The organism is Mesorhizobium sp. AR07, from assembly GCF_024746815.1.
In the GTDB taxonomy this organism is placed as follows: domain Bacteria; phylum Pseudomonadota; class Alphaproteobacteria; order Rhizobiales; family Rhizobiaceae; genus Mesorhizobium.
The window spans coordinates 1,045,387-1,070,096 of sequence record NZ_CP080525.1 but is presented as its reverse complement, the minus strand read 5'-3'; the positions used below and the strand labels follow the sequence as shown (position 1 = coordinate 1,070,096).

The 24,710-nt window shown below is 63.8% G+C and carries 14 protein-coding genes and 1 pseudogene; 10 read left to right on the top strand and 5 right to left on the bottom strand.

The annotated features are described in order from the left end of the window. Positions 1 to 171 precede the first annotated feature (171 nt). The 3 genes and pseudogenes from BPNPMPFG_RS05655 (at position 172) to gltX (ending at position 5,233) form a co-directional block, all read left to right on the top strand. Positions 172 to 1,978: pseudogene (locus BPNPMPFG_RS05655) on the top strand (ABC transporter ATP-binding protein). A 493-nt stretch (positions 1,979 to 2,471) separates the two neighbouring features. Further along, on the top strand, positions 2,472 to 3,653 hold the full coding sequence (locus BPNPMPFG_RS05650; protein ID WP_258593829.1) for a hypothetical protein: 1,182 nt from the start codon (positions 2,472 to 2,474) through the stop codon (positions 3,651 to 3,653). Between the two features lie 206 nt (positions 3,654 to 3,859). Then, positions 3,860 to 5,233: a glutamate--tRNA ligase gene (gene gltX, locus BPNPMPFG_RS05645; RefSeq protein WP_258593828.1), complete on the top strand. Its 1,374-nt coding sequence runs from the start codon at positions 3,860 to 3,862 to the stop codon at positions 5,231 to 5,233. Here the strand turns inward: gltX and BPNPMPFG_RS05640 are convergent. The 3 genes from BPNPMPFG_RS05640 to BPNPMPFG_RS05630 form a co-directional block, all read right to left on the bottom strand. Next, on the bottom strand, positions 5,151 to 6,356 hold the full coding sequence (locus BPNPMPFG_RS05640) for a DUF2865 domain-containing protein (protein WP_258593827.1): 1,206 nt from the start codon (positions 6,354 to 6,356) through the stop codon (positions 5,151 to 5,153). The genes gltX and BPNPMPFG_RS05640 overlap by 83 nt on opposite strands. Before the next feature lie 75 nt (positions 6,357 to 6,431). Further along, positions 6,432 to 8,756 (bottom strand): NADP-dependent malic enzyme, encoded by a 2,325-nt coding sequence (locus BPNPMPFG_RS05635; protein ID WP_258593825.1) that lies wholly within the window; start codon positions 8,754 to 8,756, stop codon positions 6,432 to 6,434. 175 nt (positions 8,757 to 8,931) lie between these two features. After that, positions 8,932 to 9,711: an SDR family oxidoreductase gene (locus tag BPNPMPFG_RS05630; RefSeq protein ID WP_258593824.1), complete on the bottom strand. Its 780-nt coding sequence runs from the start codon at positions 9,709 to 9,711 to the stop codon at positions 8,932 to 8,934. A 120-nt stretch (positions 9,712 to 9,831) separates the two neighbouring features. Between BPNPMPFG_RS05630 and BPNPMPFG_RS05625 the strand changes: the two genes are divergently transcribed. Together BPNPMPFG_RS05625 and BPNPMPFG_RS05620 are read left to right on the top strand one after the other, a co-directional pair. Next, positions 9,832 to 10,647, top strand: coding sequence for a UDP-2,3-diacylglucosamine diphosphatase (locus tag BPNPMPFG_RS05625; RefSeq protein WP_258593822.1), 816 nt, complete (start codon positions 9,832 to 9,834; stop codon positions 10,645 to 10,647). A 125-nt stretch (positions 10,648 to 10,772) separates the two neighbouring features. Further along, positions 10,773 to 11,987: an MFS transporter gene (locus tag BPNPMPFG_RS05620; RefSeq protein WP_258593820.1), complete on the top strand. Its 1,215-nt coding sequence runs from the start codon at positions 10,773 to 10,775 to the stop codon at positions 11,985 to 11,987. Here the strand turns inward: BPNPMPFG_RS05620 and dgcA are convergent. Then, positions 11,958 to 12,941 carry an N-acetyl-D-Glu racemase DgcA gene (dgcA, locus tag BPNPMPFG_RS05615; RefSeq protein WP_258593818.1) on the bottom strand — a complete coding sequence of 328 codons (984 nt, stop codon included), beginning with the start codon at positions 12,939 to 12,941 and terminating at the stop codon, positions 11,958 to 11,960. The two genes, BPNPMPFG_RS05620 and dgcA, sit on opposite strands and share 30 nt — an antisense overlap. A 76-nt stretch (positions 12,942 to 13,017) precedes the next feature. Here dgcA and BPNPMPFG_RS05610 point away from each other — a divergent pair, with 76 nt between their 5' ends. Genes BPNPMPFG_RS05610 through BPNPMPFG_RS05595 form a run of 4 tightly spaced genes read left to right on the top strand, consistent with a single transcriptional unit; the run spans position 13,018 to position 17,092 of the window. After that, complete coding sequence (locus BPNPMPFG_RS05610) at positions 13,018 to 14,205, top strand: ABC transporter permease (RefSeq protein WP_258593817.1); 1,188 nt, start codon at positions 13,018 to 13,020, stop codon at positions 14,203 to 14,205. Between the two features lies 1 nt (position 14,206). Beyond that, positions 14,207 to 15,028, top strand: coding sequence for an ABC transporter ATP-binding protein (locus BPNPMPFG_RS05605; protein ID WP_258593816.1), 822 nt, complete (start codon positions 14,207 to 14,209; stop codon positions 15,026 to 15,028). Between the two features lie 14 nt (positions 15,029 to 15,042). Then, entirely contained in the window at positions 15,043 to 16,416 is a 1,374-nt protein-coding gene (locus BPNPMPFG_RS05600) for an MlaD family protein (protein WP_258593814.1), read from the top strand. A 37-nt stretch (positions 16,417 to 16,453) separates the two neighbouring features. Beyond that, on the top strand, positions 16,454 to 17,092 hold the full coding sequence (locus BPNPMPFG_RS05595) for an ABC-type transport auxiliary lipoprotein family protein (RefSeq protein ID WP_413776899.1): 639 nt from the start codon (positions 16,454 to 16,456) through the stop codon (positions 17,090 to 17,092). 359 nt (positions 17,093 to 17,451) lie between these two features. Here the strand turns inward: BPNPMPFG_RS05595 and BPNPMPFG_RS05590 are convergent, their stop codons facing one another. Further along, the gene (locus BPNPMPFG_RS05590; RefSeq protein WP_258593811.1) at positions 17,452 to 24,018 is read right to left on the bottom strand and encodes a kinesin; all 6,567 of its coding nucleotides are present in this window, start codon (positions 24,016 to 24,018) and stop codon (positions 17,452 to 17,454) included. A 271-nt stretch (positions 24,019 to 24,289) separates the two neighbouring features. Here BPNPMPFG_RS05590 and BPNPMPFG_RS05585 point away from each other — a divergent pair, with 271 nt between their 5' ends. Continuing rightward, a complete protein-coding gene (locus BPNPMPFG_RS05585) occupies positions 24,290 to 24,658 on the top strand; it encodes an Hpt domain-containing protein (protein WP_258593810.1) in 369 nt (122 codons plus the stop codon). Positions 24,659 to 24,710 lie beyond the last annotated feature (52 nt).

Below are 24,710 nucleotides of genomic sequence, written 5' to 3'. Positions count from 1 at the left end.
ATCCTCGCACCGATGCCGGATCGAGCACAGGCTCATGCCGATGCCGGTCGCCGCCCGATTACGGGCGCACCAAATATGCCACTCCGCATTCCGGGCAACGATTAGCCCCTGCGCGGTTTCTTCAATTTTCGACTTACCTGGGATCGGGCTCGTTTGCGCCCGAATGACATCATGGCTCGTTTTAAAATCGATTTGCGCGCGAGCGCCTTTCGCAACGTTCTTGGTTTCACGCTCACCCATTGGCGGCGCCAGCCGTGGCGGCTTTCGCTCATCATGGGCGGTTTCCTGCTGTCGACGCTGGCCGACGTCTTGACGCCGCTCTATTCCGGCCGGCTGGTCGACGCCGTCGCCAGCAGCGCCGGCGCCGACGCGATTGCCTGGAATGCCGCGATGACGGCGTTTTCGATACTCATGGCGCTGGCGTTGGCCGGCGTCGTGCTGCGCAACCTTGCCTTCATGGCGATCGTCGAGCTGACGCTGAAGATGATGGCGGATATCGCCGCCGACGCCTTCCATCGCGTTCAGCGCTTTTCCACCGACTGGCACGCCAACAGCTTTGCCGGCTCGACCGTGCGCAAGGTGACGCGCGGCATGTGGGCGCTCGACCTGCTCAACGACACGATCCTGATCGCGCTGCTGCCGTCCATCGTCATGCTCGTTGGCTCGACGCTGCTGCTTGGCTGGTTCTGGCCGATGATGGGCGCGGTCGTTGCCGCCGGTTCGGTGCTGTTCATCACGGTGACGGCGATGCTGTCGCTTGGCTATGTCGCGCCGGCGGCAAGGCTCGCCAACACCTGGGACACGCGCCTCGGCGGCTCGCTGGCCGATGCGGTCAGCTGCAACGCCGTGGTCAAGGGTTTTGGCGCCGAGGAGCGCGAGGAGCGCCGCCTCGCCAGGGTCGTCGGCAAATGGCGCGCGCGCACGAGGCGCACCTGGGTGCGCGGCACCATCAACGGCACCACGCCAGGGGCGTTGCTGCTGGTGATGCGAGCAGCGGTGATCGGCCTGGCGCTGATGCTGTGGTCGTGGGGGCAAGCGAGCGCCGGCGATGTCGCCTTCGTGCTGACCTCGTTCTTCGTGCTGCAGGGTTATCTCAGGGATATCGGCACGCATATCCGCAATTTGCAGCGTTCGATCAACGACATGGAGGAGCTGGTCGATTTCCAGTCCGAGCCGCTCGGCATCGAGGACCGGCCCGGCGCCAAGCCGATCCGGATCACGCAGGGGCGCATCAGCTTCGATACTGTCACCTTTCCACTACGGCAGTCATCGATCGCCGCTTTATCGCGACTTTTTGGTTGATATCGCACCGGGTGAACGCGTCGGACTCGTCGGCCATTCGGGGTCGGGCAAGACGACCTTCGTCAAGCTCATCCAGCGGCTCTATGACGTGAATGCGGGAAAGATCCTGGTCGACGGCCAGGATATCTCGCAGGTGGCGCAGGCGTCGCTGCGCGGACAGATCGCCATCGTCCAGCAGGAGCCGATCCTGTTCCACCGGTCGCTGGCCGAGAACATCGCCTATGCCCGGCCGACAGCGACGCAGGACGAGATCGAGCATGCCGCCCGGCTGGCGAGCGCGCACGACTTCATCGTCAACCTGCCGAAGGGCTACGGCACGCTGGTCGGCGAACGCGGCGTGAAACTGTCGGGCGGCGAGCGTCAGCGCGTGGCGATCGCGCGCGCTTTCCTGGCCGATGCGCGCATCCTGATCCTCGACGAGGCGACATCGAGCCTCGATTCGGAATCGGAGGTGCTGATCCAGCAGGCGATGGAGCGGCTGATGGTCGGCCGCACGACGCTGGTCATCGCGCACCGGCTTTCGACGGTGCGGGCGCTCGACAGGCTGCTGGTCTTCGATCGCGGCAAGATCGTCGAGGAAGGTTCGCATGACGAACTGATCCGGCTGAAGGGCGGCATCTACCGCCGCCTGTTCGAACGCCAGGCACTGGAACTAACCAAAGGCCTGGTGATCTGACCTGAGGTGGCCTCCGGATTCGGCCGGAGGCCACCTCTAGAGAGCGGTTCACCGTTTCACGGAGCCGCCGACCCGCTCACTCTCTTTGTTTTAACGCAATTCCGGACGGAAAGCCGTTTCACACTTTTCCTAGAATTGCTCTGTCAGGCGCTATCAGCCTGGCGGGTGGAGCGCATCGGCGTGGCGTGAGATGTCCGAAGTCCCTGTCGCTCAGCGTATGCTGGCCGGGCAAATCTGCCTGCCAACTCTGCAGTTGCAACAGCGCCCTTTCATCAGGCCAGTTGGAGTGACGCGACGCGGCATGCAATTTTCCTTTTCAAATCCTGAATTTGTGACACGTTTTGTTTTGATGCTGATCTAGATACGTTGTTTCAACCATTGGGTTGTATGTTCTTTCTCAAAGCAACCCAGAGGCGATCGATGCATATCCTGGGATCCGGTTGATCAGCGTAGGATTTCGCCCTGCGGCAGACGACCTTTCATAGGCTTCACGATGCATCTCGTTTCCGCAAATGCCGGTCCGGAAAAGGTGGCTGCGCCGTCGGTGCTGGAATCTCAGCACGGCTCGGTTCGACCGCTCGCTGCCGAAGATCTCGAGCGCGTCGCCGCACTCTTCCTGACGAAGTTTCGCCGGCGGCGGCGTCACCTCCTCGATCGCGCGGTCGCGGAGACGGCCGAGTATATGAGAGAGATCTATCTTGACCCTGCCGGCCAGTCCGGTGAGAGCAACGCTCTTGTCCAGATCAACAGGCAGGGTCGTCTGGGTGGGTTCCTCGGCGTCCTGAAAGCTCGCTACGAGCTCAATGGAGCGGCATTGAATGCGGCGATCATCGGTCCGCTCATGGCCGACCCCGGCACCGATCACGGCTCGGCCGGACCGCAATTGCTGCGTGCCGTGCATCAAGGCGAATTCGATCTGCAGCTGACCGATTCGGCCAACCGGACATCCTTGGCCTTCGCGCGCCCGATGAAGTATCAACTCCTGCCGGTGCATTGTCTGGGATGGACCTGTATTTTCCGGCCGGCTGCGATGGCCGCCGCCGCACTGCACCGTAAATGGCCCGGCCTGCCTCGCTTGGCATTCGATCCCTGCGCGAGGGCATTCGATGCTCTTGCGAAAAGAAGGTTCGAGCGCCCCGCCCAGCTTTCATCGTCGCAACGGGTCCACGGTGAGCCGATCAATGCCGCGCAATTTGCCGAGTGGCTGCCGACCTTCCTGTCCGATTACTCTCTTCGGCCGAGTTGGAAGGATGGCGAACTGCCACGGCTGCTCGCGCTGGCGGCCGAGAAGCGGGCCGACGGCCCACTTCATTTCGGTGGGACTTACGACGGAACGGGCAAAATGCTCGGTTGTTATGCCTTCTACGGTCAAGCCGGCGACATCGCGTGCCTGTTGCAAATCCAGGCGTCCGGATCTCACTGGGGCGCGACGCTGGATGGCCTTATCGCGGCCGCGTGGGATATGGGCTGCGTGGGCATCACCGGGCAGGCGCAGAGCAGATTCATGCCTCAACTCTTCGGCTACAAGAATGTCTTCTTCCGCTATGCCGGGGGGACGATGGTCCGCTCGCGAATCGCCGAGGTCACGGAAGCGGTCCGCTCCGGCGACATCTTTATCGGTGGGTTGATGGGCGACCGCTGGACCCGTCTCAGTTCCGATGACTTCGGCCGCTGATCGCCGTCAACGACCTGGTCGTCGGCACCAGTAGACATGTCTTGGCACGCTACGAGCTGGGCTCAGTCATGGCGGGCGCGGCCGCCTACGCGCCTCCTGAGGCACACGCCGCGCGGTCTTTTCATTGCGCGCGTCATGTTCTATGTCTGCCGCACCGCGCGGGGGCGCGTCTTGTCAATCACAAAAGCATCCGGTACGCCCCGCTCATGACAGTTACCGTTCGTTTCGCCCCTTCGCCGACCGGCCGCATCCATATCGGCAATGCGCGCACTGCTCTGTTCAACTGGCTGTTCGCCATGAACAACAAGGGCCGCTTCATCCAGCGCTTCGACGACACCGATATCGCCCGCTCGAAGCAGGAGTTTTCCGATGCCATCCTCTATGATCTGCATTGGCTGGGCATTTTTCCCGATGCCACAGAATACCAGTCGCGGCGCTTCGAGGTCTATGACGCGGCGGTCGAGAGGCTGAAGGCGGCGGGCGTTCTCTACGCCTGCTACGAAACGCCTGAGGAGCTCGATCTCAGGCGCAAGGTGCGCCGCACGCGCGGCCTGCCGCCGGTCTACGGCCGTGAGGCTCTGACGCTGTCGCCGCAGCAGATCGCCGAATACCAGTCCGATGGCCGCCGGCCGCACTGGCGCTTCCTGTTGCCCAATTTCAGTGTCGATCCGCAACAGCCGGAACGCACCGAGATCCACTGGAACGATCTGGTGCGCGGCGAGGAGACCGTTGATCTTGCCTCGCTTTCCGACCCGGTTCTGGTGCGCGAGGACGGCACCTATCTCTACACGCTGCCTTCGGTCGTCGACGACATCGAGATGGGCGTCAGCCATGTCATCCGTGGTGACGACCATGTCACCAACACCGGTGTGCAGATCGCCTTGTTCCAGGCGCTGGCTGCCCAGCCGCCAGTGTTTGGCCACCACAACCTCTTGACCACGGCGTCGGGGGAGGGCCTGTCGAAACGCACCGGCGCGCTCTCCATCGAAAGCCTGCGCGAGGACGGCATCGAGCCGATGGCGGTCGCTTCGCTGGCCGTGCTGGTCGGCACTTCGGAGAATGTCGCGGCGTTGCCGACGATGGGCGAACTCGCCGAACGCTTCGATCCGGCGGCGACGTCGAAATCCGCCGCCAAGTTCGATCCGGACGAGCTGTTCGTGCTCAATCGGGCGCTACTGCATCATATGCCGTTCTCCGAGGCGCGCGACCGGCTGATCGTGCTCGGGGTCTCGGGCGAACAGGCTGAACCTTTCTGGCTGGCGGTGCGTGGCAATCTCGACCGGCTGGCGGATGCCGCGGACTGGTGGCGTACCTTGCGCGAAGGCCCGCGGGAGAAGCCGGAATTTTCCGTTGACGACCGCGATTTCCTGGGGCAGGCCTTCGACCTGCTGCCGGAGGAACCCTGGACCGGAACGATCTGGAAGGACTGGACGGGCAAGATCAGGGAAGCGACCGGCCGCAAGGGCAAGGCGTTGTTCATGCCGCTCAGGCTCGCGCTTACCGGACTGCCTTCGGGGCCGGAGCTTGCAGATCTATTGCCGCTGATGGGTCGGGAAGGAACGTTGGCCCGACGACCCTGACCTTGCGTTGGTCAGGCGGCAAGGCGGATACCGGCGACACCACCGGCTTGGCGGAAAGCCGCTTGATCGCTTCGCGGTCGAGCCCGCCTTCCAGATTGGCCAGGGTTTCCGGATCGGCGCCCGCATCGGGCTTGGAAACCGGGACCGGAATGAACGGCGCGGCGTCCGTTTCAGGCCGCGACTGCTCAGGGTTCGGCGGGTTGCCGCCAATAATCTGGAAATTTTGCGCGGCGTTGCAGCCGCAAGCCGGCGGCCGTGACATGTTGGACTGCTTGTAGAGGTAGGCGGTCGGCAATTCGCTGTAGGGCCTGCCGGTGACCGACGACGTCATGTTAGCCGAATCATCATCCATGCCGCGCGAGTAAAAAACCTGCATCTCGGTGCCGGGGCAGCTCGATTCGCAATTCTTCTGGTCGCGTTCGAAATCGCTGGTGGAAGCCGAGTTCGACATCGGGAAGAAGTAGCCGTCGCAGGTGCGCACGCAAGAGGTGTGGAATTCCCCGCCGACGCTTGGAAAATCCGGTACGCCGGGCTGGTTGAGCACGCGGACATTGCGCTCCTCGCCGGGATCGTCAGGCTGGTCGAGCGTGTCGACCGTATCGGGCTGCCGGCTGTTGCCGCCGAAAAGCTGGTCGAACAGGTTTGCGTTGCCGTCTTCGCGGTTCGCTTCCTGCTGCGGTGCGCGCCGTGGCGCAACCGTGTCGTCACGGCAGCCCTTGGCGTCGAGTGCCGCCAGGATGCGGCCGCGGTCGCGGCGCGAGCCGCTGTCGGCCAGCCGCTCGCGTTTGCCTTGCAAGGCGTCGAGATTGGCGTTCATGCGGTCGATCGTGGCGTTCAGCCCGGCGCATTGATTGATGTTGCGGCTGAACAGGGAAAAACCGCAACCGGCGCTGTTGGCCTGGCCACGGGCCTTCGAAATCTGTTCGCGTTGTCTTTCGATCGCGGCGTCGTATTTCCGGATCATCATAGGACCGCCGCCGCCGGCGCGCGAGGCAGCGGCAAGATCGGCCTCCAACTGGCGGCAGACACGCGAAGCGGCCTGTGGCTCGGCTACCCAGCCGCTGGACAACAAGAGGCCGAGCAGCACGGCAGCATGCGCCTGCTTCCACCCTCCGCTTGCCATCCGCCCAAACTCCGCCTGTTGGTCCGCAAGGCTACCGTGTTCGCGGTTAACCGCAGTTTACCGCGAAATCCGTGTTCAGCCCAGATTGACGACCGCCTGCGCCTTGTGGGCGGCTTCGACCACGGCAAGCGCCGTCATGTTGACGACGCCGCGCGAGGTGACCGACGGTGTCAGTATATGCGCCGGCATGTCGGTGCCGAGCAGGATCGGCCCGACATGCAGCGCGTCCATCATGGTCCTGAGCGCGGTCAGCGTGATGTTGGCGGAATCGAGGTTGGGGAACACCAGCAGGTTGGCTTCGCCCTTCAGCCGCGAATGCGGATAGACGCGCTGGCGCAGATGCTCCGACAAGGCAGTGTCCGCATGCATCTCGCCGTCGCACTCCAGATCGGGTGCGATGCGCGCCAGGATCGCCGCCGCCTGCCGCATCTTGAGCGCGCTCGGCGAATCCCGCGAGCCGAAATCCGAATGCGACAGCAGCGCCGCCTTCGGCTCGATGCCGAAGCGCTGGATCTCTTCCGCCGCCAGCACCGTCATCTCGGCGATCTCCTCGGCGGTCGGGTCGACGGACACATGCGTGTCGGTCAGGAAGATGATGCCGCGCTGCGAGATCAGCATCGAAAGCGTCGACAGGTCGTGGTCCTTGATGCCGGCGCGCGGGCCGATGATCAGGCTGACATTGCGCAGATGCCGTTCGAAGCGACCTTCGAGGCCGCAGACCATGGCGTCGGCATCGCCGCGCTTCAGCGCCAGCGCGGCGATGACCGTGTTGTCGGTGCGCACCATGGTGCGCGCGGCCTCCGTCGTCACGCCGCGCCGGCCGGCGCGCTCCATCAGCAGGTCGACATAGTTGCGATAGCGCGGATCGTCTTCCGGATTGATCAGGCCGAAATCGACGCCGGGCTTGATGCGCAGGCCGTAGCGCTTCAGCCTGACTTCGATGACATGCGGGCGGCCGATCAGGATCGGCTCGGCGATGCCTTCCTCAAGCACCACCTGGGCGGCACGCAGCACGCGCTCGTCTTCGCCGTCGGCATAGATGACGCGCTTGGCGCTCGACGCCTTGGCGGACGAGAACACCGGCTTCATCACCAGGCCGGAGCGGAAGACGAAGCGGTTGAGCTTGTCGATGTAGGCAGGGAAGTCGGTGATTGGCCGTGTCGCGACACCGGTGTCGCAGGCTGCCTTGGCGACCGCCGGGGCGATGCGCAGGATCAGGCGCGGATCGAAGGGCGAGGGGATCAGGAACTCAGGACCGAAGATCGGCGTCTCGCCGGAATAGGCGCGCGCCGCGACATCAGAAGGTTCCTCACGGGCGAGGGCTGCGATCGCCCGCACCGCCGCCATCTTCATCTCCTCGTTGATGGCGCTGGCGCCGCAATCGAGCGCACCGCGAAAGATGTAAGGAAAGCACAGGACGTTGTTGACCTGATTGGGAAAATCGGAACGCCCGGTGCAGATCATCGCATCGGGACGAGCGGCGCGCGCTTCTTCCGGCATGATCTCGGGATTGGGGTTGGCCAGCGCCAGGATCAGCGGCTTCGGCGCCATGTGCTGGAGCAGCTCCGGCTTCAGCACGCCTGCCGCCGAGAGGCCGAGGAAGACGTCGGCGCCGGGGATGACATCGGCCAACGTGCGCGCATCGGTGTCCTTCACATAGGGGTCCTTCCAGCGGTCCATCTCGTCGGTGCGGCCCTTGTAGGCGACGCCGAAACGGTCGGTGACCCAGATGTTCTCCACCCGCGCGCCGAGCGAGACCAGCAGGTTGAGGCACGCAAGGGCGGCCGCGCCGGCGCCTGACGTGACGATCTTGATGTCCGATATGGTCTTGCCGGCGAATTCCAGTCCGTTGAGCACGGCGGCGGCGACGATGATGGCGGTGCCGTGCTGGTCGTCATGGAAGACCGGAATGCCCATGCGGGCCTTCAGCTGCTCTTCCACCTCGAAGCATTCGGGTGCCTTGATGTCCTCGAGGTTGATGCCGCCGAAGGTCGGTTCCAGCGCCGAGATCGTCTCGACCATGCGCTCGATGCCGGGCGCGTCGATCTCGATGTCGAAGACGTCGATGCCGGCGAATTTCTTGAACAGGACAGCCTTGCCTTCCATGACCGGCTTGGAGGCCAGCGGGCCGATATTGCCGAGGCCGAGCACGGCCGATCCGTTGGAGACCACGCCGACCAGATTGGCCCGCGCCGTATAGTCGGCGGCGGTTGCCGGATCGTCGCGGATCTCGAGACAAGGGGCGGCGACGCCCGGCGAATAGGCGAGCGCGAGGTCGCGCTGGTTGCCGAGCGGCTTGGTTGCCTGGATCTCGAGCTTTCCCGGTCGTGGATGCTTGTGGAAGTAGAGGGCGGCTTCGTCGAGGTCCGAACGCACCGGTTTTTTGGTCTCGCCTTCCATGCGGCCGCTCCCTCGAAATCTGCCTGGAGAGTCCTTTTAGCATGCGGCCAAGATTTTTCGCGACGCTAAATGACGCGCCGGCGGCTTTAAGTGACGGCGCGTCGAAAACGACGATCTATCAAATGCTTATGGTGATTTCATCGCATATAAATCCTACTGCTCGCAGGCGCATCGATCAAAAAGCGCTGACGTAGAGACCGCCATCGACCGGTATGTTCTGCCCGGTCAGATAACCGGCATGGACCGAGCACAGGAAGGCGCAGATCTGGCCGAATTCCTCCGGCGTGCCGAGCCGCTTGGCCGGCACATCGGCGCTGATGCGGGTCTTGCGCGCGGCGGCCGTGGCGGGGTCCTCTGGTGTGCCGGCCTCATGCGGGCCGCGCAGCCGGTCGGTATCGAGCTTGCCCGGCAGCATGTTGTTGATGGTGACGTTGCGGTCGATCACCGTTCGCGCCACGCCGGCGAGAAACGAGGTCAGGCCGGCGCGCGCACCCGATGACAAATCGAGGCCGGGAATGGGCACGTAAACCGAGAGCGATGTGATGTTGACGATGCGGCCGAAGCCGCGCGCCGCCATGCCGTCGATGACAGCCTGCACCAGCTCGACAGGGGTGACCATGTTCTGGGTCACGCCTTCGAGGATCTTGGCGCGATCGAGTTCACGGAAATCACGGAATGGCGGGCCGCCATTGTTGTTGACGAGGATATCCGGTTCGGGGCAGGCGGCGAGCAGCGCTTTCTGCACCTCGGGCTTCGAGACGTCGCCGACGACTTCCGCCACTGTCACGCCATAGCGTTCGCGCAGCTCGGCGGCGGTCTTGGCCACCAGCTCGGCATTGCGCCCGTTGACGACGATGTCGCAGCCGGCCTCGGCCAGTGCCATGGCGCAACCACGCCCCAGGCCCTTGCTCGAAGCGCAGACGATGGCCTTCTTGCCGCGAATACCGAGATCCATGACGATTTTCTCCTTGTGAGCCGGCCGCAGGCTAGTCCTTCGGCTGGACCAATCGCAACCGTCATACGGTTGTTGCATGAATCGGGGCATAGGCTGCGAGAAAGCAAGGGTGAAATCGCGATGTCAGGCCAAGAGCCCCGCACTTTCCGCAGCATGTTCATTTCCGACGTTCATCTCGGCTCGAAGGCGGCCAAGGCCGAATTCCTGATCGATTTCCTTAGATATCACGACGCCGACATCATCTATCTGGTCGGCGATATCGTCGACGGCTGGCGGCTGCGGCGGAGCTGGCACTGGCCGCAAAGCCACAACGACGTCGTGCAGAAATTGCTGCGCAAGGCGCGCAAGGGCGCCAGCATCACCTACATCGCCGGCAACCATGACGAATTCGCACGCCAGTTCCAGGGCGTGCATTTCGGCGGCATCGTCGTTGCCGACCGCGCCATTCACGAGACCGCCGATGGCAAGCGCCTGCTCGTCATCCATGGCGACCAGTTTGACACGGTGGTGCACAATCAGCGCTGGCTCGCCTATCTTGGCGATCACGCTTATGACGCGGCGATGATCGTCAACCGCGTGGTGACGCGGCTGCGCCAGCTGCTCGGCCTGCCTTACTGGTCGTTCTCCTCCTGGGCCAAGGTCAAGGTCAAGAAAGCGGTCAATTTCATCGGCTCGTTCCAGACCGTGCTGACCGAGGAAGCCCGCCGCTCGCATGTCGACGGTGTGATCTGCGGCCACATCCACCATGCGGCGATCGAGAGCTTCGAGGACGTGCGGTACATCAACACCGGCGACTGGGTGGAAAGCTGCACGGCGGTTGTCGAGCACTTTGACGGCCGGATGGAAATCCTGACCTGGGCGCAGGTGCTGCCGGAGGCATCGGACGAGCCCTTTATCCCGCTGCTCATCGAGGATCGGGTCGGGCAGGCCGCCTGATGCGGTACTCGCCGCGGGTTTCGGGATCAATCGATTAGTCCAACCGGTTTCGCCCGGTTTTCGCTCATGTTAAGGGATCGATACGCGTTGCCGTCCGGTCGAGTGCAGCGTTATTGGATCGATTCATGTCGCTGCCGCCGCTTTCGCCCGAACAACTCGTCAAGCCGCGCCATTTCGAACTGCGCATGAGCCTGATCTTCGCGACGCTGTTCGTGCCGCTCGGAACGCATCTGCCATATTTCCCGCTATGGCTGCAGGCCAAGGGTTTTCACGCCGAGCAGATCGCCGTCATTCTGGCGGCCCCCATGTTCCTGCGCGTGGTGACGACGCCGTTGTTGACCGCACTTGCCGACAGGGCCAGGGACCGCGCCGATATCTATATCGCGCTGGTGGCGGCGTCGTTGCTGCTGTCGGCCGGTTACTTCCTGACGCCGACCTACGCCATGGTGCTGGCGGTGTCGCTGGCGCTAACCATTGTCTGGACACCGCATTCGCCGATCGCCGATTCGCTGGCGCTTTCGGGTGTGCGCCGCTTTGGCTCGAACTATACGAGCATGCGCAAATGGGGCTCGATCTCCTATCTGTTCGCCAATGTAGCCGGTGGCTTCATCCTGTCGGCAGCCGGCGCCCGGGCGGTTCCGGTCATCATTTTCGTAGCCCTTGCCGTGGCGCTTGCAGCCGGCTTGCTGGCGCCGCGTCTTGGCCGTCCGCGCCGCGCCTCGCCGCTGTCGGCCACCGATATCCAGCATTCGGCGCCAAAACTTCTCAACCCATATTTCCTGTATTTTTCCATCGGTGTCGGCGTCATCACCGCCAGCCACGCATTCCTCTACGGCTTCGTCTCCATCTACTGGAAATCGATCGGTATCGGCGATTCGGTTGTCGGCCTTTTGTGGGCGTGGGGCGTGGTGTCGGAAGTCTGCATGTTCATGATGTTCACCCGCTTTTTCAATTCGTTCTCGGTCGTCTCGATCATGGTGATGGCTGGGATCGGCTCCATCGTGCGCTGGATCGCCTTTCCGCTGGTCTGGCCGCTTGGCCTCGGCGTTGCCGGGTTCTTCGGCGTCCAATCGCTGCACTCGGTTTCGGTGGCGCTGGTGCTGATCGGCCTGCAGAAGATGATCGGCGAAACGGTTTCCGAGGAGCGAACCGGTGCCGCGCAAGGCATCGCCTATTTCTCCAACGGCTTCTTCATGGCCGTGGGGACGCTGGCGTCCGGCCCGCTCTACGACCGTTTCGGCGTCGACGGCTTCTTTGCCATGATCCCGATCGCCTTGATCGGACTGGTGCTGATCGGGCTGGCGGCGCGCTCAGCCCCACAGCGCCGTATCCGGCGGTGACACCAGCGATCCCCGGTAGACGAGGCCGGGCACCCGGTCGCGGGCAAGCAGCAGCGGACCGTCGAGGTCGACGAAGTCGGCGTCCTGGGCGAGCAGCACCGCGGGCGCCATAGCCAGCGACGTGCCGACCATGCAGCCGACCATGATGCCGAAACCCAGTTCGCGAGCGCGATCGCGCAGCACAAGGGCCGCTGTCAGCCCGCCCGACTTGTCGAGCTTGATGTTGACGGCGTCGTAGAGGCCGACGAGCGCTTCGAGGTTCTTGGCCTCGTGAACGCTTTCATCGGCGCAGATCGGCACGGGATGCGCGATATGGCGCAGGATCTCGTCGTGGCCGGCCGGCAGCGGCTGTTCGATCAGCGCGATGCCTTGCTCGGCGGCAAAGGCGAGGTTCGCAACGATATTGTCGTCGGTCCAGCCCTCATTGGCGTCGAGGATGATGCGGCTGGCGGGAGCGGCTTGCCTGACGGCGCGGATGCGGACGATGTCGTTATCGCCGCCGATCTTGACCTTGAGCAGCGGCCGCGCCGCATTGGCACGGGCCTGCGCCGCCATCGCCGAGGGTTCACCGAGCGACAGCGTGTAGGCAGTCTCAAGCGCCTGCGACGGAACAGCGCCAATGGCGGCAGCCACCGGTATTCCGCTGATCTTTGCTTCCAGATCCCACAAGGCGCAGTCGATGGCGTTGCGGGCGGCTCCGGCGGGCATCGCATCGAGCAAGGCGATCCGGCTGAAGCCGCCGGCGATCCGCTCGCGCATGGCCTCGATCGCGTCACGGACCCCGTCCATGGTCTCGCCATAGCGCTTGTAGGGGACGCATTCGCCACGGCCGGTGTGGCCGCCCTCGCTGATCGCGCAAGAAATCACTTCGGCTTCGGTCTTGGAACCACGCGAAATGGTGAAGGTTCCGGCGATGGGAAAACGCTCCGCCTCAACCGAAATGACACGCGTCATATTTTTCTGCTCCGGCTATGCAACAAGCGTTGTCGGCAAATCGACAGGTCAGACCCGTCGGGCTAAACAGGACGCCATGTTGACCATCGGCAAGCGCGACGCAAGCGGCACGACCGCAGGGGAGGCTGACCACGAACCGCGCGTGGCGATCGGCGAGGAAGATGGCGTTCTCGGCTGCGCCTTCTCGGGAATCTGGACGACACGGACCGTCGCGCTAATCGACGCCGAGATGCGCAAGATCGAAAAACGGAGCGGTTTCAGGACCTTGGCGCTCGATCTTTCCAAGATCGAGAAAATGGACACGGCCGGCGCCTGGCTGATCGATCGGCTGGTCAGCGTCTTCGAGAAGAAGGGCGTCGAGATCAGGCTGCAAGGCCAGAGCGAGATCGCGTCCATCCTGCTCGACGCGGTCGGCGAGGCCGTCCGGCGCGAGCCCGAATCCGCTCCCGCGCGGCCGCCCAATATCATCATTCGCGCATTGGAGGCGGTCGGCCGGCGCGTCTACGATATGCGCGACGACTTCCTCGCCTCGATGAACATCCTCGGCGCCACCATTCGTGGCGCGCAGATGAAGCTCGGCCGCGGCCATGCCGTCAACCCGGCGGCGATCTTCAACCAGATCGACCGCATGGGCGTCGGCGCCATTCCGGTTGTGGTGCTGATGTCGGCGATCGTCGGCGCCATCGTTGCCCAGCAAGGCGCCTATCAGCTCAGCTATTTCGGCGCCGATATCTTCGTCGTCGACCTGGTCGGCGTGCTGATCCTGCGCGAACTCGGCGTGCTGATGACTGCGATCATGATCGCCGGCCGCTCCGGCAGCGCGATCACCGCCGAGATCGGCTCGATGAAAATGCGCGAGGAGGTCGACGCGCTGAAGGTCATCGGCCTCAACCCGATCGGTGTCTTGGTCTTTCCGCGGCTGGTGGCGCTGGTCATCGCCTTGCCGTGCCTGACCATCATCGCCAATTTCGCGGCACTCGGCGGCGGCATTCTGGCCGCATGGCTGTATTCCGACATCCCGCCCGCCGCTTTTATCGACCGGTTGCGCGTCGCCATCGATCTCAGCACCATTTTCGCCGGCCTGATCAAGGCGCCGTTCATGGCCATTATCATCGGCACGATTGCCTCGGTCGAAGGCATGAAGGTTGGTGGCAGCGCGGAATCGCTCGGCCAACACGTGACCGCTTCGGTGGTGAAGTCGATTTTCGTCGTCATCATTCTCGACGGGCTTTTCGCCATTTTCTACGCTGCGATCGGGTTCTGAGATGAAGCTGCGGAAGAGGACAAAGGCGATCGCGGCGACGGACGAAGCGGGCGAGGGCGACGTCGTGCTTTCCGCGCACGACATCACCGTGTCCTTCGCCGACAAGCTCATACTCGACAAGCTGTCGCTCGATATCAGGCGCGGCGAAATCCTCGGCTTTGTCGGCGCTTCTGGTGCTGGCAAGTCCGTTCTGCTGCGCACTATCCTCGGTCTCACGCGCAAGCAGTCGGGCACGATCAAGCTGTTCGGCGTCGATGTCGAGAAGGCGAGCGATGTGGAGCGTCTGCGCATCGATATGCGCCTTGGCGTGCTGTTCCAGCACGGCGCCCTGTTTTCGGCGCTGACGGTGCTGGAAAACGTCCAGGTGCCGATGCGCGAATATCTCGACCTGCCGCGAAAGCTGATGGACGAACTGGCCTTGCTCAAGATCGAGCTGGTCGGACTGCCGCCCGACGCGGCACAGAAATTCCCGTCCGAACTCTCCGGCGGCATGATCAAGCGGGCGGCGCTGGCTCGCGCCTTGGCGCTCGATCCCGACATCGTCTTCCTCGACGAGCCGACATCGGGCCTCGATCCGATCAGCGCGGCGGAGTTCGACGAGCTGGTCGTCAAGCTGCGCGATACGATGGACCTGACCGTCTATATGGTGACGCACGATCTCGACACCCTGTTCACTGCGTGCGACCGCGTGGCAGTGCTCGGCAACAAGAAAGTTCTGGTCGAAGGCACCATCGATGACATGCTGAAGAGCGAGGAACCGTGGGTAAAGTCCTATTTCCGCGGAAAACGCGCCCGGCAACTTGATCTTGCGGCGCGCGCATAGCCATAAGTGGGACAATGGAAACCAGAGCCAATTACGTCATCGTCGGCATTTTCACGCTGGCTGCGATCCTGGGAGCGTTCGCTTTCGTCTACTGGACGGCGGCGATCGGCGACAAGGGCGAGACAGTTCTGCTGCGCGTGCGCATTCCAGGCTCGGCTTCCGGCCTCGGCCGCGGCAGCTTCGTGCTGTTCAACGGCGTCAAGGTCGGTGATGTCAAACGCGTCTATATCGACGTCGACAATCCGACGGTCGCCATCGCCGATACCCAAATCGACCGCATGACGCCGATCACCAAGTCGACGCAGGCCGATATCGGGCTTGCCGGCCTCACCGGGCAGGCCAATATCGAACTCAAGGGCGCCGATCCCAAGGAAGTGAAACTCCTCGACCAGGCCGAAAAGGAAGGTAAGGTCGCCGAGATCGTCGCCAACCCCTCTGCGGTGACCAATCTGCTGCAAACGGCACAGAACATCTTCACCCGTGCCGACACGGTGCTTACGCAGCTCGAGGGCTTCACCAGGGATGTTCGCGGGCCGCTGACGCAGACCGTGCAGAACGTGCAGACCTTCTCCGATGCGCTGGCCAAGAATTCGGACGGCATCGACAAGTTCCTGTCCAGCGTCAGTGCGCTCTCCGACGAGTTGAAAGCCGTTTCCGGCAAGCTCGACGGCACGCTGAAGGCAGCGGAAGGGCTGCTTAATGCCGTCGACAAGGACCAGATCAAGAGCATTGTCGCCAATGTCAACACGGTGACAGGCAACCTCAAGGCAACGTCGCAGCAGCTCGACGGCGTGATCAAGAATGTCGACACCGCGGTCGGCTCCGTCAACGATTTCGCCAAGCAGACGCAAGGCACGCTGGCCAAGGTGAACGGCGTGCTCGACGGCATCGATCCGACGCAGGTGCGCGCGGCACTGGCCAACATCCAGAAGGCGAGCGAAAACGCCGACAAGGCCGCCGCCGACATCGCCAAGGTGACCGACAAGTTCGCCAACCGGGCTGACGACATCGACCAGACGATCAAGGACGCCCGCCAGCTGACGCAGCGGCTCAACGATGCCTCGGTGCGTGTCGACGGCATCCTCGCCAAGGTAGACACTTTGCTCGGCTCGGGGCAGGCCAATGGCGTGATGGCCGACGCCAGGGATACGCTGAAGTCGTTCAAGCAGGTTGCCGACACGTTGAATGCGCGCCTGGGCGTCATCACCGACAATCTGGCGCGCTTCTCGGGCCAGGGGCTTTCGAATGTCGAGGCGCTGGTGCAGGACAGCCGCCGCTCGATCGGTCGCATCGAGCAGGCGGTAACGGATCTCAGCCGCAATCCGCAGCGCATCCTTTCGGGTGGCGAGGGCGAGGTTCGGCAGTTCGATGGCAGGGCGCGGCGTTGACTTCGGCCTCGGCGCGCCCCAGAAACAGTCGTTGCAGGTGCGGGTTGTGTTCACGATCCGGGGACAACAGGGATCGCGCGTGAAGTCGATCGTCGTTAAATCGGGTGTGGCATTGCTTGCCTTGGCCCTCGCCAGTTGTGCGGCCCTGCCGGGTGGCGGGCCTGCACCTCTCGACACCTTCGAGCTGTCGGCGCCTTCGGTCGACGCGCATGGCCACAGCCGCCGTCAGATCCTGATCGCGCAGCCGTCGGCGCTCAAGGCGCTGGACAGCCAGAACATCGTCATCAAGCCAGCGGATCGCTCGATCCAGTATCTCAAGGGCGCGCAATGGGCGGATCGGCTGCCGCTGATCGTGCAGGCACGGCTGGCCGAGACGTTCCAGCGTTCGGGCAGCTTTGCCGGCGTCGGCAAGCCGGGCGAGGGCCTGGCGATCGACTATCAGGTGATCGTCGAGATCCGTTCGTTCGAGGTCCGCGTCGACGGCGGCGAGCATGCCGAGGTCGATCTGTTCGTGCGCATCCTCAACGATCGCAATGGCGAGGTGCGCGCCTCCAAAAGCTTCACCGCATCCGCGCCCGTTTCGGGCAGCGGCAATCCCGCCTATGTCAGCGCCCTCGACAGCGCGTTCGGCGATGCAGCCAGGCAGATCGTGCGCTGGACGGATTCGGTGATCTGAGCGGTCGAAGCTTTCAAGGCGACCGTGCGTCACGTTGAAACCACCTCACACAAACGCATCGACTAGAGACGGTCGGTCTGCGCCGCCCCTCATTGCCCTGCCGGGCATTTCTCCCCGTATAGGGACGGGGAGAAAGACGCTGGCATCGATGATTTCGCCGATATCCAACGTTGCAGAATGGCGGCGAGGTCGATGACATCTCCCTTCTCCCCGTCACTATACGGGGAGAAGGTGCCGGCAGGCGGATGAGGGGCAGCGCGGACCGATCATGATTTTTTCCGGCCGCGGGGCGGACAATGGCTTGCCCTGAACGAAAAGGCGGGCCGTGGCCCGCCTTTGTTCTGTTTACCGTCGCCCCATTAGTGCAGGCGGCCGCTGGCGTGGGCCAGCATGGTGTAGACCTTGCCGGTATCGGACGTCAGGTAGGTCTGCGCCATGATGTTGTCGCGGTCGTTGCGCGAGACATCCTTGAGCAGCTTCTCGAAGTCGTCGCAGTAGCGGTCGACGGCGGCGCGGAACTCGGCCTCCGCCTGGTACTTGCGACGGATCTCGTCGAACGTCTGCTGACCCTTCAGCGTGTAGAGCCGCCGTGTGAACACGTCACGCTCGCCGCGCCGGTAACGGTTCCACAACTCGATCGAAGCATCGTGGTCGATGGCCCGCGCGATATCGACGGAGAGCGAGTTCAGCGATTCCACGACATGCAGCGGCGAGCGCTGGGCAGGAGCCGCGCGGGGCGCTTCCGCGGGCGTTGCCGGCCTGGCGTCCTCTTCGCGTGATGCCCCGGTCAGGAGATCGCGCACCCAGCCGCCTTGCGGCGTGCGGGCGTTGGCGTCGGTACGCTGGCGCGGTGCGGCTTCGGCCGGACGCTCAAGGTCGAGCGTGCCACGCAGTGCCGCGCCGCCTAACGGCGCCTGAGGGCTGCGCAGCTCCGGCTGCGGTGCCTGCGGCGCGCGGCGCGGTGGCTCGGCGGGGCGTGCGACGGGCGCTTGCGGCGCCGGGCGCAGATTGCGAGGCTCGGAGGCATCACCGCCGCGCCCGGACTTGGCCACGATGTCCGAAAGCTCTTTCAGGGCGTTGATCTGCTCGGAAACGGCGCGGCGGATGGCCGAGGTCGATTCCTTTGCCTCTTCCGGCATCTCGATGACGCCCTTCTTGAGCTCGGCGCGGGTAAGGTCGAGCTCGCTCTTGATCGAGCCCGCCGTGCGCCGCATCTCCTCGGTTGCATCTGCGAAGCGCTTGGTTGCCGAATCGACGACGTCGGTGATGGCGATGCGGATCTTGTCGGCCGACTCCATCGTCTTGCCTTCGGCGTTCTGCAGCGTCTGGCCGACGAGATTCTCGAACGAGCGCATGACCCTTTCGAGATCTTCCGACTTCTTGACCAGGCCGACGGCGAGGTCTTCGAGCGACGACTGCCTTTCGAGCGTGTGCTCGAGATTGCTTTGGGCCGAGCTCAGCAGGTCCGAAGCGCTGGACAGCAACCGGCTGTGCTCGTCGAACTTGGTGGCGATCGAGGCGACCTCGCGCAAGGTGGACGACGACAGTTCCGTCAGCCTTGTCGTGTTCGAATCGACCAGCCGCGCCGAGCTGGCAAAGGTCTGCGCGGCTTTCTCGGTGGTGGCGGCGAAGCTTTGCGTGCTGCCGCTGAGGCGTTCATCGACCTGACCGAGATTGACCGCGGCCTGCTCGATCAACTGACCGAGCTGCGAGCTGGACTTGGTCATGCGGCCAATGAGATCGGCAACGCTGTCCGACAGCGACGAGCGGGCGCCTTCGACCGCCGACAAGGTCTCGGCAGTGCGGCTGGCGAGCGCGTTGACCAGTGCGGCATTCTCGCTGCGCAGCTTCTCGGTGGCGCGTTCGGTGACCTCTTCCATGCTCTTTTGCAGGTCCGAGCCGCCCTGGGCGAAGCGTTCGACCAGCGGCCGCGCGGTCTCGTCGAGGATCTTCGACATTTCGGCCGAGCGCGCCGCGAGCATGGTGTTGAGCTCGCGGGTGTTGGCGCCGATGGTCTTGGCGGCGTCGTTGGTGCTCTGGCCGATATGCTGGCCAACCGCGGTGAAGGTCTCGGCGATCACATTGGCGCGCGATACCAGTTGCGCCTCGGCATTCGACACCTGCTCGCTGAGCCTCTGGCCCATCGTCTCGGCCGTGTAGGCGAGGCGGTTCTCGACGCTTGAGACCTGCTCTTCGACACGGGCGGCCGCGGCCGCCGCGCTCGATGCGAGCCGCTCGTCGGCGCCGGCAAGCGCCTGCTCGATTTCGCGGGCATGCACAGCCATTTCCTGGCCGGTCCGCCTTGCACGTTCGGCGACCCTTTGCTCGGTATCGGCAAAGGCGCCGACAATGGTCTCGGCATGCTCGCCGATCGTCGATGTGCTGTTGGCGATGCGCGACACCAGACGCTGATCGGCGTCGTCGAAGATGCGGCCGATTTCCGACGCGCGGCTCGACAGTGCTTCCGAGCCTTCGGCGATGCGCGAGACCAATTGCTGGTCGGCGGCATCGAAGATGCGGCCAAGGTCCGATGCACGTGCGGCAAGCGCTTCGGCCGATTCGCCGATGCGCACGCCGAGCCGCTGGTCGGCACCTTCGAAGTTGCGCAGGATGTCGCCTGCGCGGGCGGCCAGCGACTGGGCCGTCTCGACAGCGCGGGCGACCAGCTTCTGGTCGGCCGCATCGAATGCGCCGGCAATCTCGCTGGCACGGGCGGCCATATGGTCGGCGGTGTCCTGGGCGCGGGCGGTAAGCTGATCGGCGGTTTCCTGGGCGCGGGCGGCGAGCTTCTGGTCCGCCACGTCGAAGGTGCCGGCGATCTGGCTTGCACGAGCAGCCAGCTGATCGGCGGTTTCCTGGGCGCGGGCGACAAACTTCTGGTCCGCTACGTCGAAGGTGCCGGCGATCTGGCTTGCACGAGCGGCCAATTGATCAGCGGTTTCATGAGCGCGGGCCAGCAGGGAACTGGAGGTATCGTCCGCGCGGGCAAGCAAGGCGTTCGACGTGTCTTCCGCGCGGGCGTGGAGGCGACGGTCGGCCTCCTCGAAGGTGCGAGCGATGTCTTCGGCTCGCGCCAGCAGGGCGGCAGAGGTCTGCTCCGCACGCTCGGCGATCTTGCGGTCGGCGTCACTGAACGCAGCGCCAGCCTGCTCGTGCAGCGTGCTGGTGACTTCCAGGACCTTTTCGCGCAGTGCGCCGGCAACGAAGACCGCACTCTTCTCGAGCACGGCACGGACGTTGTCGACGCCTGTCGAGAGCGCACGCTCCATGGTGCCGGCACGCTCCTCGATGATGCCGGTCTGGCGGCTGAAAGCCTGCTCGATCTTTTCGACATCGGCGGCGATCGCATCGGAAATGCCGGTGCTCCTGGCGGCGATCTGGTCGATATGGCCCGAAAGCGAGCGGTCGACGTCCTTGCGGGTCTCGGCCAGCTTGCCGAGATCGTCTTCAAGCGCGCGGGCCAGCAGATCCCGGCCTTCGGCCAGCTTGCCGACATGTCCGGTGATGATGTCGTCGATATCGCCGCGGCTTGCCGACAGCTTCTGCAGATCGGCTTCCAAAGCGCGCTTGAGGATGTCGCGGCCTTCGGCGAGCTTCTCGACCTGGCCAGCGACCAGTCCGTCGATGCCGGACCGGCTTTCGGCCAGCTTGGCGAGATCGTCCTCGAGCGCCCTGGACAGGGTCGAGCGCTCCCCGACAAGTCTTTCCGCATGGCTGTTCACCAGGCCGCTGACGTTTTCGAGATCAGCCTCGAGTGCCCGGGCGAACTGTGCCCGGTCATCGACCAGTTTCTGCGACTGGTCGGCAACGGTGCTCTTGATCGCATTGAGGTCAGCTTCCAGGGCACGGCGCAGGATGTCGCGGCCTTCCGACAACTTCTCGACCTGACCGGCAACCAGCCCGTCGATGCTGGAACGGCTCTCGGCCAGCTTGGCAAGATCGTCTTCGAGCGCTTTCGACAGGGTCGAGCGCTCATCGACAAGCCGTTCCGCGTGGTTGTTGACCAGGCTGTTGACGTTTTCGAGGTCTGCCTCGAGTGCCTTCGACAGCGTCGAGCGATCCTGGGCGAGCCGTTCGGAATGGCTGTTGACCAGGCCGTTGACGCTTTCCAGGTCGGCTTCGAGGGCGCGTGCGAACTGTGCCCGATCATCGACCAGTTTCTGCGACTGGTCGGCAACGGTGCCCTTGATCGTATTGAGGTCGGCTTCGAGGGCACGGCGCAGGATGTCGCGGCCTTCCGACAGCTTCTCGACCTGGCCGGCGACCAGCCCGTCGATGCTGGAACGGCTCTCGGCCAGCTTGGCGAGGTCGTCTTCGAGCGCCTTCGACAGGGTCGAACGATCCTGAACGAGCTTGTTCATGTGGTCGGCGATGACGCTGTTCACATTTTGCAGGTCGGTTTCCAGCACCCGCGAAAGCTGCCCGCGATCCTCGGCCAGCTTTTCCGACTGGCTTGATATGACGCTCTTGATCGTGTTCAGGTCGGATTCCAGCGCGCGCTTGAGAATGTCGCGGCCCTCGGCCAGCTTCTCGACCTGACCGGCAACCAGCCCGTCAATGCTTGACCGGCTGTCCGCCAATTTGGCAAGGTCGGCTTCAAGGGTCTGCGACAGCAGGCTGCGATCCTCGGCCAGCCGTCCCGAATGACTGTCGATCAGGCCGCGTATGCCGGACAGATCGTTGTCGAGCGAACGGGAAAGCTGCGTGCGGTCTTCCGCCAGCTTGGAGGAGTGAGCTTCGATGAGACTCTTGATGCCGACGATGTCGTTTTCCAACGCCTTGGCGAGCACGGCGCGACCTTCGGCGATCTTCTCGACCTGGCCGGCGACCAGCCCGTCGATGCTGGCGCGGCTGTCGGACAGTTTGCCGAGATCGGCTTCCAGGGCGCGCGACAGGATGTTGCGACCCTCGGCAAGCTTGCCGACGTGTCCAGCAACCATTTCATCAATGATTGTACGCGCTTGTACCAGTTTCCCGGAGTCTTCGTTCAAGGCATTTGAGAGCCTGTTGCGGCCTTCTTCCAGCCTTTCAAGATGGCTGCCCAGCGATGCATCGATGGCAGCCCGCGATTCATTGACCTTGCGCAGATCCTCTTCGAGGGCGCGCGAGATCAGGTTGCGGCCTTCGGCCAGCTTCTGCACCTGGTTGGTCACCGCCGCATCGATACCGGCGCGGCCGTCGGCGAACTTCGCCAGGTCGGCCTGCATAGCCTCGGCCATGCGCTCGCGGCTTTCGGAAAGCTTGCGGCTGTGGTTTTCGACGGCTTCCTCGATGCCGACGCGGGCGTCGGCGAGCCGCTGGATGTCGCTGTCGAACGAACGCGAGACGACGTGACGCGCGGCTTCCATGCGGCCGGCGAAATCGCTGGCGCGGGCTTCGAGCATGGAGGAGGTCGAGGTGACGATGTCGGCCATGTCGGCGCCGATCTGGGTCTTGCCCTGATCGATCATCGCCGACAGCGTGTCCTTGCTCTCGGCAAAGGTGTGCGCGATTTCGCGTGCGCGCTCGACCAGCGTCTCGTTGATCTGGCGGGCACGGGCCTCGAGCGCCGCGTTGAGCTTCTGCGTCCCGGTGTCCAGCGCCTCGGCGCGGGTCTGGAACTCGCTGATCAGCGCCTGGCCGCGTTCGGCAAGCGTCCGCTCGATGCCGTTGAGGCTGGCCTCGAACTCGGAATTCAGGGTGCGCGCGGCACCGCCAAGCAGCGACACCATGCCAGTGGTGCGATCGTCGAGCAGATCGGTCAACGACCGTGTCAGGCCGTCGGTGGTGTCCGTCAGCTTGGCGATCCGGGTATCGAGAAGGCTGGCGAAGGCCTCGCCAGAGGTCGACAGCTTGTCGGTGATCGAATCGAGCCGGCCTTCCACCGAATCAAAGATCGACAGCGAGCTTTCATTGATGCGGTCGATGAGCGTGTCGCCGGAATTGGTGATCGTCATCGACAGCTTGGTCGAAGCATTGAGGATGCTGTCGCGGATGATGTCGCTGGCAGCGCCGATCTCATCCTTCAGCGTCTCATGCGCGCCGGTGATCGAGGCGCGGACACGCTCGGCGTGGGTGACAACGGCCTCACGCTCGCTGCCGAGCCCGTCGACCAGCGAACGGATGCGGGATTCGTTTTCCGAATAGGAGCGCTCGATCTGGTTGACCTCGCTGTGGACCAGCGTTTCCAGTTCGACGGCGCGGGCGAGCGTGCGTTCGATGCCTTCGCCCATGGCCGCAACCTCGCGGCGAACGGCCTGGCCGATCATCATGACGCGATCCTGGGCAAGATTTTCCGGTTCGGTCAGGCGGAAGGCCACTTCGGTCATCGACTGGGCGGCGATGCGCATATCCTGGGCGCGGCGAATCATCGTCGCGAAGGCCCAGAACAGGATGACGGGCACGATCGCCGCGATCGCCAGGCCGATCAGTTCGGGGCGGGCAAAAAACTGATCGAGCGTGCGGATCCTCCAGATGCTCGGTCCGAAAAGGAGATTGGCCAATCCGCCGGCACCGGCGATCCAGGCCAGCGAGACAAAGGCAACGACCCAATAAATGGTGTTCGAGGCACGCCTGTTGAGGCTGTGCAGGAGCGTCTTGTAGTCCTTCTGGCGATCGTCATTGGCCGGCGCGAAACCGGCAGGCTGGGCGCCATTGCGTGTTTCCACGGGGCGCAACTCGGCAGGCTTGGCCTTTGGCGCCGGCTTTGCGGCCTGGCTCTGATTGAAGACGGGCTCCGGTTTCTGAGAGGGCTCCGGTGTCTGATTGCGTCCCTCGCGCGCCAATTCGTCGGCGGCCTGGGATATCTGCGCCTCCAGATCCTCCATCGAAGCCGCGATGTCGAGGTCGCCGCCGACATCGCTGCTGAGGTCGAGATCAAGCGCCTTTTCCAGTTCCCTGGCCACGTCGCTGTCGAGATTTCTCGTCGTCGTTGGTTTCTTTGCCATGCCTTCGCTACCCTGTACTAGCTGCCGCGGGCTTATAATTCTGGTTGTCGTACCCCCGCGCAGGAGGCTGAAAATGGACCCTCGTATCGTAATGACACAGGGGGGTAAAGAAAACATGCATTCCGCGAGATACGTAAAACTTTAAATATAAGGTTAACGGAAGCGTGATTTCGGCGCCGCTTTCGCAACATTTTTCCCGGCCATTCATTAACCCGTTGTCCATTGGATTCGCCTAGGTTTTCGGGCGATCGAAGAAACGGAGTTCGAGTTCATGCGTGGCGAAAGCGGCATTGCCTTCTCAATGCCCGGGGGCGACGTATCCGGACCAAGACGGTCACGGCCGGTCGATTTGGCACACCTTGCCCGCCAGACGATGGGCGACCGCAGCCTCGAACAGGAGGTGTTGGCGCTCTTTGTACAACAGGCGCTGTCGGTGCGCGACAGAATAGTCGACGCCGATATCAAGGACCGGCTTCTGCTCGCCCACGGGCTGAAGGGTTCGGCACGGGGCGTCGGCGCCTTTGCCATTGCCGATTGCGCCACCGAGATCGAGCGTCAGCCGGAAGACAATCAGACGCTCAAGCGGCTTGGCAAGCTGATCGACGAAGTGCGCGATTTCATCGCCGCCATCAATCGCTGAACCCGGTTTGCGGAAAAACGTCACGGAGCGGCGCTTTCGCGCGGCAGTTGAC